Below are 7,368 nucleotides of genomic sequence, written 5' to 3'. Positions count from 1 at the left end.
TATTCCGCGCATCTATTTAGAATCAAACGCTTACATAAATCCTGATTTTCCAGCCATTGCTGGGCGCAATTACAAAAAAAACTGCATTTTTTTTGCGCAGTACTCCTTAACTGTTTCGTGGTTTTTTCTCCGATTTCAGCACCGTATCCCCAGCCAGGCTAAAGCGTTGTTAACAGGAAAATTCCTGGCTGACCGCATGACGTAATCCTGTAAAGGTATTGATATAAAAAGATATTCATATCATTCGGAGGTCAGGCGCTGAGAGAAATAAGACAGTTTCCTGAAAATATTAATTAGTCAGAAACATCGCTGCTTAACTATTTTAATGCATAGTCTGAAACCATTAATTTCTAAAGTTTGTTTATAGGAATTTTCTCATGGTGTTAAATTAAATAAAAAACTGTATAACGTATTCACACACAGCAAGACTTAATAATAAAAACAGGGAAAAACATGGATCGCTCAACTTATCCTTTGTTGTCAGAAAAAGAATTCGTTGAGATTGCCAGACGGATGCTGGCCGGGGATTATAATAATACAAAAGGATTTTATAACGATCTCACGGATTTCCTCCGTACCGGAGGAGATACCGTGCAGACAAAAGAAATAATAAACGCCTGCGGTATTGCGCTATTTTCAGAACACCATTTGCTGCAGTGTATTTATAAATGGCAAAACCTGAAAGGTATCTCAGGATTGCGTCAGGATGTGCTGCACTAAGGTGCAGGGCGTGCCGCTTCTGCTCTGTACAACTCCTTAACTGTGATGGTACATGTACCATAATGAGCATACTGTGGCGATACGTGAAAGAGAGCTGTCCAGCGCCAAATGGTCGCTTCTCTCTTCAGCAAAAATTATTGGCATTGGCGTTTTACAATTGACGCTGCTGGCGCAGACTTTGCAGGCGAATGAATTAAACCTGCTGGTTATCGCCATACTGGCTCTGCTGGTTATCGATACACTTGCCGATCGCGGCTTTAATAATAAAATCATTCGCAAAATAAGCTTTAATAATAGCGAAATGTCCGTTCTTTACTGGGGAAGTATTTTTACCGGCTTATTTATTTTTGCAGCATTGTTTATTGGCAGTGACATTTATAGCGCTATAGCGCAGCAGCCGCAGCTTGCGGTTATGCTGGAGATGATGTCGGTAATATTTATTATTATCCCGCAGGGGCAGCACTACCGGGCTATCCTGCAGCGGGAAAAGCAGTTTACGCGTATCGCTTTTATCGAGATCACCTCGGTAGCAGCGGGCCTGGCGGCAACACTCTTTACGGTGTGGCTGATGCCGTCGGCGCTATGCGCGGTCTGGGGATACCTTGCGCTGGTCTCCGTCAGAATGCTGCTCTGTTGCTACTACGGTCGCGCCTGGTTCCAGCCTGCGTACCGTTTTAGCCTGAAAGAATTCGCCAGCGTGCGAGCAAGAAACGGATAATAACAACAAGTCTGTATGGTGGGCTCTGGGCATCTGTCCGATGCGTTCGCGTGCTGGTTAACAGCACGCTTTTTTCTTTTCTGCGCTGCAGGCGATTTAATCGTTCCTCGTCTGAAAACAGGCTTCCCCGCATCATATTTTTTTATCACAAATATTGACGCATTTTGTTTATCCCCTTCCCTGCCTGCCTTTTCTTAATCATCACATTATCTATTCTAATCTGACGCCGTTCAGTTGAAAAAATCTCAATAGTCTCTGTGCCGCGGAGGCTTTAGCCTTGCCGGCCAGACTGCTGGAGCCCCCCATGCTATTAACTGTTCTCTACCTTATCGGCATTACCGCTGAAGCGATGACCGGCGCGCTGGCTGCAGGCCGGCGCAAAATGGATCTGTTTGGCGTTATTATCATCGCTTCTGTCACCGCAATCGGAGGCGGCTCAGTGCGCGATATTCTGCTGGGTCACTACCCGCTCGGCTGGGTAAAGCATCCGGAGTACATCATGATTGTTGCGGCGGCAGCGGTGGTCACCACCTTTGTTGCACCGCTGATGAATCACCTGCGCAAAGTGTTTCTGGTACTTGATGCACTGGGCCTGGTGGTGTTCTCGATTATTGGTGCGCAGGTCGCGCTGGATTCCGGCCACGCGGCGATCATCGCCGCAATTGCTGCGGTCATCACCGGCGTATTTGGCGGCGTACTGCGCGATATGTTCTGCAACCGCATTCCGCTGGTGTTCCAGAAAGAGCTGTATGCCGGTATCGCCTTCGCGTCTGGCTGGATCTATATCCTGCTGCTGAAAACCTCGCTGGCGCATGAAGCGGTGGTCATTATCACCCTGCTGTTCGGTTTTGCTGCCCGCCTGCTCGCCCTGCGTTTCCGTCTCGGCCTGCCGGTCTTCAACTATCCCCATCCTGAACACTGAGGGAGCGGCCGGAATGCCCTGCTGCTGCAGAAACGCGATTAGCTCACGCAGCTGAGGCGTCTGCAGCATGGTGACCAGCCGCTGCGCCAGCACGTCGCCAACCCCCGGCAGCTGCTGCCAGTCCGCCTCGCTGCGCGCCAGCAGCGCTTCCCACTGCGTATCCGGCAGGGACGCAAGCGCCTGACGCGGCAGCGGCAGACCCAGCGCCGCGATCCAGCGTCGCAGCGGCTGCTGACGCGTCAGCCTGAAACTGAGCCAGATACGCTGCGCCCGCGCCGGCGATATGCCCTCCGCTGCGGCAATCTGCTCTGGCGTCAGCGTCAGCCATGAAAACAGGTGCGTCAGCGCACCGTGCTGCACCAGGCGCTGCCAGCTGCTGCGCTGCATACCGGCAATATCGAGTACTGTTTTCTGGCTCAGCCCGCTCAGGCGGGAAAGAAACTGCGCACGACAGGCAGGCGTAATATGCAGACAGCTGGTAGCGTGAAAATCATCACTGGCGGGCGGTTCCGGATAGTGGCGTTCCGCCACCCGCCAGATCACCCGCTCCAGACGCGGGATCCCCAGCCCGGCCAGCGTCAGCGTGACCTGATCGCCAGCTATCACATCCAGCGCGCGCCAGCGTGCAACAGAGCCGATGCTGATACGCCGGATGGTTTTATCCTCTGCCTGCACCGGCTGCAGGTTCAGCACCACCGCAACTTTCCCGGTGCGGCCAACGGAAAACGTAACGGCACGCACTTCGCTGCTGACTTCGGCAGGCTGATATTTCCATGCGGCGGACCAGCTTCCCTGTCCTGGCTGCCAGTCCCGGCCGGCAGCAGAAGGCGCAGCGTGGATCACCACGCCATCGGTGGCAAACGGCAGCGCGGCGCGAAACCAGCGCTCGCGCCACGCGGCAACCTGTTCTTCATCGCTGACCGGCTGGCTCCACTGCCGGGCAAGATCAAAGCCCCAGCGCGACAGCTGCGTAAGTTTTTCCGTCATCTCCGGTGGGCCGTCCGGCCACGCCCAGATAAACAGCCCGGTGCGTTTCAGCAGCGGACCGATCTCGCGCCGCATCATCGCGCCGGCCACCTGCGCCCGCGCATTGGCTCCGCCATCGCGCGCCTGCTGATGATCGGTCATCTGCAGAAACAGCTCTCCCTGCAGGACGACCTCCGCCAGCGAGGTCTCAATCCGCTGCGGAATAGCCGGAATATGCGCCGCTTTGTCGCGCCACTCCTCACCGCGCACGCCATCGCCACGGCTGATAAGCGACGTCAGCCTGCCGTGACGATAGAGCAGCGTGACGGCCACGCCATCGACTTTAGGCTGGACCCAGAGCGCGGATTTATGCTGCATCCAGTAAGCAACCGCCAGCCTGTCGCGCAGCTTGCGCACCCCGGTATGCGCAACCGGATGTGGCGCGCCACGGCTGGCTGGCAGCGCGGTTTCATGTACCGGTTCGTCGGGTACAAAGCAGCGCTGCCACTGCTGCAGCCGGGAAAGCAGACTGTCATAGTCATCATCGCTGACCAGCGACGCCCCCTGCTGGTAGTAAACGTTGTCCCAGTGACGCAACTGCTCCTGCAGGCGCGTTATCTCCTGCTGCGCCCGCACCGGCGACCAGACAGGGCACAGCGCTTTTCCCCGGCTTTCTGCATTCAGCAGGCAGAGACCTAACCACAGCCATCGTTTCATTGCCGCTCTCCTTTTTTGCTGATTGAAGCGTACGGCGGTGGCTCATAGCCAGTAGCCTGCGCAGAGTGTGGAATCGCGCTCGCGCACAAATCTGACGTTTTACTCTCTGTTACCGCGCGGTTTGCGCCTGTTCGCAGAAAAGAATTGCCTTACCTGCACGGCAAACGCTGCGTGGCGGCCCTAACCCGTGTATACTGTGCAGGAAATCGACTCCGCTCTTTACTCAATTCAAGATAACCATGGCTCAAGGCACGCTTTATATTGTTTCCGCCCCCAGCGGCGCGGGTAAATCCAGCCTGATTCAGGCGCTGTTAAAGACACAACCGCTCTACGACACGCAGGTGTCGGTATCGCATACCACCCGCGACATGCGGCCTGGCGAAGCGCATGGTGAGCACTACTTTTTTGTTTCCAAAACTGAATTCAAAAGCATGATTGCTGAGGATGCGTTCCTCGAGCATGCCGAAGTGTTTGGCAACTATTACGGTACATCTCGTGCCGCGATTGAGCAGGTTCTGGCCACCGGCGTGGATGTCTTTCTGGATATCGACTGGCAGGGCGCGCAGCAGATCCGCAGCAGAATGCCCGCAGCACGCAGTATTTTTGTCCTGCCGCCGTCAACCGAAGAGCTGGATCGCCGTCTGCGCGGCCGTGGTCAGGATAGCGAAGAGGTTATCGCCCGCCGCATGGCGCAGGCCGTGGCGGAAATGAGCCACTATGCTGAATATGATTACCTGATTGTTAATGATGATTTCGATCTGGCGCTGTCCGATCTGAAAACCATTATTCGCGCAGAACGTCTGCGTATGGGACGCCAGAAAGCGCGTCATGATGCTTTAATCAGCAAACTATTGGCAGTCTGAATTCAGTTTCAGTATTATGCCCAGTCATTTCTTCATCATCTGTGGAGTAGCACACCTATGGCACGCGTAACCGTTCAGGACGCAGTAGAGAAAATTGGTAACCGTTTTGACCTGGTGTTGGTCGCTGCACGTCGTGCACGTCAGATGCAGGTAGGCGGCAAAGACCCGCTGGTTCCGGAAGAGAACGATAAAGCCACCGTTATCGCCCTGCGCGAAATCGAAGAAGGCCTGATCACCAACCAGATTCTGGATGTGCGTGATCGTCAGGAACAGCAAGAGCAGGAAGCCGCTGAGTTGCAAGCCGTTACCGCTATCGCTGAAGGTCGTCGTTAACCGCACTCTGCAGGTCAACCTTGTATCTGTTTGAAAGCCTCAATCAGCTGATTGAAAAATACTTGCCTGAGGAGCAAATCAAGCGCCTCAAGCAAGCCTACCTTGTCGCACGTGATGCTCACGAGGGACAGACTCGCTCCAGCGGTGAGCCCTACATCACCCATCCTGTTGCCGTGGCCTGCATTCTGGCCGAGATGAAACTCGACCATGAAACGCTGATGGCCGCGCTGCTTCATGATGTGATCGAAGATACACCTGCCACCTATCAGGACATGGAACAGCTGTTTGGCAAGAGCGTGGCTGAACTGGTGGAAGGCGTATCCAAGCTCGACAAGCTGAAGTTCCGCGACAAGAAAGAAGCGCAGGCTGAAAACTTCCGCAAAATGATCATGGCGATGGTGCAGGATATCCGCGTCATTCTGATCAAGCTGGCTGACCGTACGCACAATATGCGCACGCTGGGCGCCCTGCGTCCGGATAAAAAACGCCGCATTGCGCTGGAGACGCTGGAGATTTACAGCCCGCTGGCGCACCGTCTTGGTATTCATCATCTGAAAACAGAGCTGGAAGAGCTGGGATTTGAAGCGCTCTACCCTAATCGTTTTCGGGTGATCAAAGAGGTGGTCAAAGCGGCGCGCGGTAATCGTAAAGAGATGATTCAGAAGATCCTGTCAGAAATTGACGGGCGTCTGCTGGAGGCGGGCATTCCCTGCCACGTCAGCGGACGCGAAAAGCATCTTTACTCGATCTACCGCAAAATGCACCTCAAAGAGCAGCGTTTTCACTCGATCATGGATATCTACGCATTCCGCGTGGTGGTGAAAGATCTCGACACCTGCTATCGCGTGCTGGGTCAGATGCACAGCCTGTATAAGCCGCGTCCCGGCCGCGTCAAAGATTATATCGCTATTCCCAAAGCCAACGGCTATCAATCCCTGCACACTTCCATGATTGGCCCGCACGGCGTGCCGGTTGAAGTGCAGATCCGTACCGAAGATATGGATCAAATGGCAGAGATGGGGGTGGCAGCCCACTGGGCCTATAAAGAAGCGGGCGAAAGCGGCACGACCGCACAGATCCGCGCTCAGCGATGGCTGCAGAGCCTGCTGGAGCTGCAGCAAAGCGCCGGCAGCTCGTTTGAATTTATCGAAAGTGTTAAATCCGATCTGTTTCCGGATGAGATCTACGTATTTACGCCGGAAGGCCGCATTGTTGAGCTGCCTGCTGGTGCGACGCCGGTCGATTTCGCCTACGCGGTACATACCGACATTGGCCACGCCTGTGTCGGCGCGCGCGTCGATCGCCAGCCCTATCCGCTGTCACAGCCGCTGACCAGCGGACAGACAATCGAGATTATCACCGCGCCTGGCGCACGCCCGAACGCTGCCTGGCTCAACTTTGTGGTCAGCTCAAAAGCGCGCGCCAAGATCCGTCAGCTGCTGAAAAACCTCAAGCGTGAAGATTCCGTTAACCTCGGGCGTCGTCTGCTGAGCCATGCGCTGGGCGGCAGTAAAAAGCTGGCTGAGATACCGGCAGAAAACGTGCAGCTGGAGCTGGAGCGTATGAAGCTCGCCAGCATGGACGATCTGCTGGCTGAAATTGGTCTGGGCAACGCCATGAGCGTGGTCGTAGCGAAAAACCTGCTGCAGTCCGCTGCGGATGCGGCGCAGAGCAGCAAGCGCAGCAAAAAACTGCCGATTAAAGGCGCGGATGGCGTACTGATCACTTTCGCCAAGTGCTGCCGTCCTATTCCCGGCGACCCGATTGTCGCACACGTCAGCCCTGGCAAGGGTCTGGTCGTACACCATGAATCGTGCCGTAATATCCGTGGCTACCAGAAAGAGCCCGAGAAGTTTATGGCTGTAGAGTGGGATAAGGTAACCGATCAGGAATTCGTGGCGGAGATTAAGGTGGATATGTTTAACCACCAGGGTGCGCTGGCGAACCTGACCGCCGCCATTAACACGGCGGGATCGAATATTCAGAGCCTGAATACCGAAGAGCGCGATGGCCGCGTCTACAGCGCCTTTATCCGTCTGACTGCTAACGACCGCGTCCATCTGGCAAACATCATGCGCAAAATTCGCGTGATGCCGGATGTGATTAAAGTCCACCGTAACCGTAATTAA

Annotated in this window: 7 protein-coding genes and 1 pseudogene; 7 read left to right on the top strand and 1 reads right to left on the bottom strand. The window is 54.9% G+C overall.

Annotated elements, in window-relative coordinates:
• The 4 genes from B4056_RS11705 to B4056_RS11690 all read left to right on the top strand — a co-directional run.
• On the top strand, positions 1–205 hold a 205-nt coding region (locus tag B4056_RS11705), incomplete at its 5' end, for a hypothetical protein (protein WP_288654830.1).
• 248 nt (positions 206–453) lie between these two features.
• Positions 454–720 (top strand): hypothetical protein, encoded by a 267-nt coding sequence (locus tag B4056_RS11700; protein WP_071668654.1) that lies wholly within the window; start codon positions 454–456, stop codon positions 718–720.
• A gap of 73 nt (positions 721–793) precedes the next feature.
• Positions 794–1,438: an oligosaccharide flippase family protein gene (locus B4056_RS11695; RefSeq protein WP_190289178.1), complete on the top strand. Its 645-nt coding sequence runs from the start codon at positions 794–796 to the stop codon at positions 1,436–1,438.
• A gap of 304 nt (positions 1,439–1,742) precedes the next feature.
• Positions 1,743–2,360, top strand: coding sequence for a trimeric intracellular cation channel family protein (locus tag B4056_RS11690; protein WP_071668661.1), 618 nt, complete (start codon positions 1,743–1,745; stop codon positions 2,358–2,360).
• Here the strand turns inward: B4056_RS11690 and ligB are convergent.
• Positions 2,307–4,043 (bottom strand): annotated as a pseudogene (gene ligB / locus B4056_RS11685) (NAD-dependent DNA ligase LigB); the annotation flags it as partial. The gene B4056_RS11690 and the pseudogene ligB overlap by 54 nt on opposite strands.
• 239 nt (positions 4,044–4,282) lie before the next feature.
• Between ligB and gmk the strand changes: the two are divergent.
• From gmk to spoT, 3 genes are read left to right on the top strand one after another with little or no spacing between them, the layout of a single operon-like run.
• On the top strand, positions 4,283–4,906 hold the full coding sequence (gmk, locus tag B4056_RS11680) for a guanylate kinase (RefSeq protein WP_039381313.1): 624 nt from the start codon (positions 4,283–4,285) through the stop codon (positions 4,904–4,906).
• Positions 4,907–4,963: 57 nt separating this feature from the next.
• The gene (rpoZ, locus tag B4056_RS11675; protein WP_013511051.1) at positions 4,964–5,239 is read left to right on the top strand and encodes a DNA-directed RNA polymerase subunit omega; all 276 of its coding nucleotides are present in this window, start codon (positions 4,964–4,966) and stop codon (positions 5,237–5,239) included.
• Between the two features lie 20 nt (positions 5,240–5,259).
• Entirely contained in the window at positions 5,260–7,368 is a 2,109-nt protein-coding gene (gene spoT, locus B4056_RS11670) for a bifunctional GTP diphosphokinase/guanosine-3',5'-bis pyrophosphate 3'-pyrophosphohydrolase (RefSeq protein ID WP_288654827.1), read from the top strand.

Origin of the sequence: Pantoea sp. UBA7232, assembly GCF_002473195.1 — a bacterium.
GTDB lineage: Bacteria > Pseudomonadota > Gammaproteobacteria > Enterobacterales > Enterobacteriaceae > Pantoea > Pantoea eucrina.
Note: the sequence above shows the minus strand (reverse complement) of the source record. Positions and strands in the feature narration are given on the sequence as shown.

What these genes read in the sequence shown, in the direction of transcription:
- B4056_RS11690 (WP_071668661.1), top strand. Translation starts at nt 1,743, where the DNA reads ATGCTATTAACTGTTCTCTACCTTATCGGCATTACCGCTGAAGCGATG.
- B4056_RS11700 (WP_071668654.1), top strand. Translation starts at nt 454, where the DNA reads ATGGATCGCTCAACTTATCCTTTGTTGTCAGAAAAAGAATTCGTTGAG.
- rpoZ (WP_013511051.1), top strand. Translation starts at nt 4,964, where the DNA reads ATGGCACGCGTAACCGTTCAGGACGCAGTAGAGAAAATTGGTAACCGT.
- gmk (WP_039381313.1), top strand. Translation starts at nt 4,283, where the DNA reads ATGGCTCAAGGCACGCTTTATATTGTTTCCGCCCCCAGCGGCGCGGGT.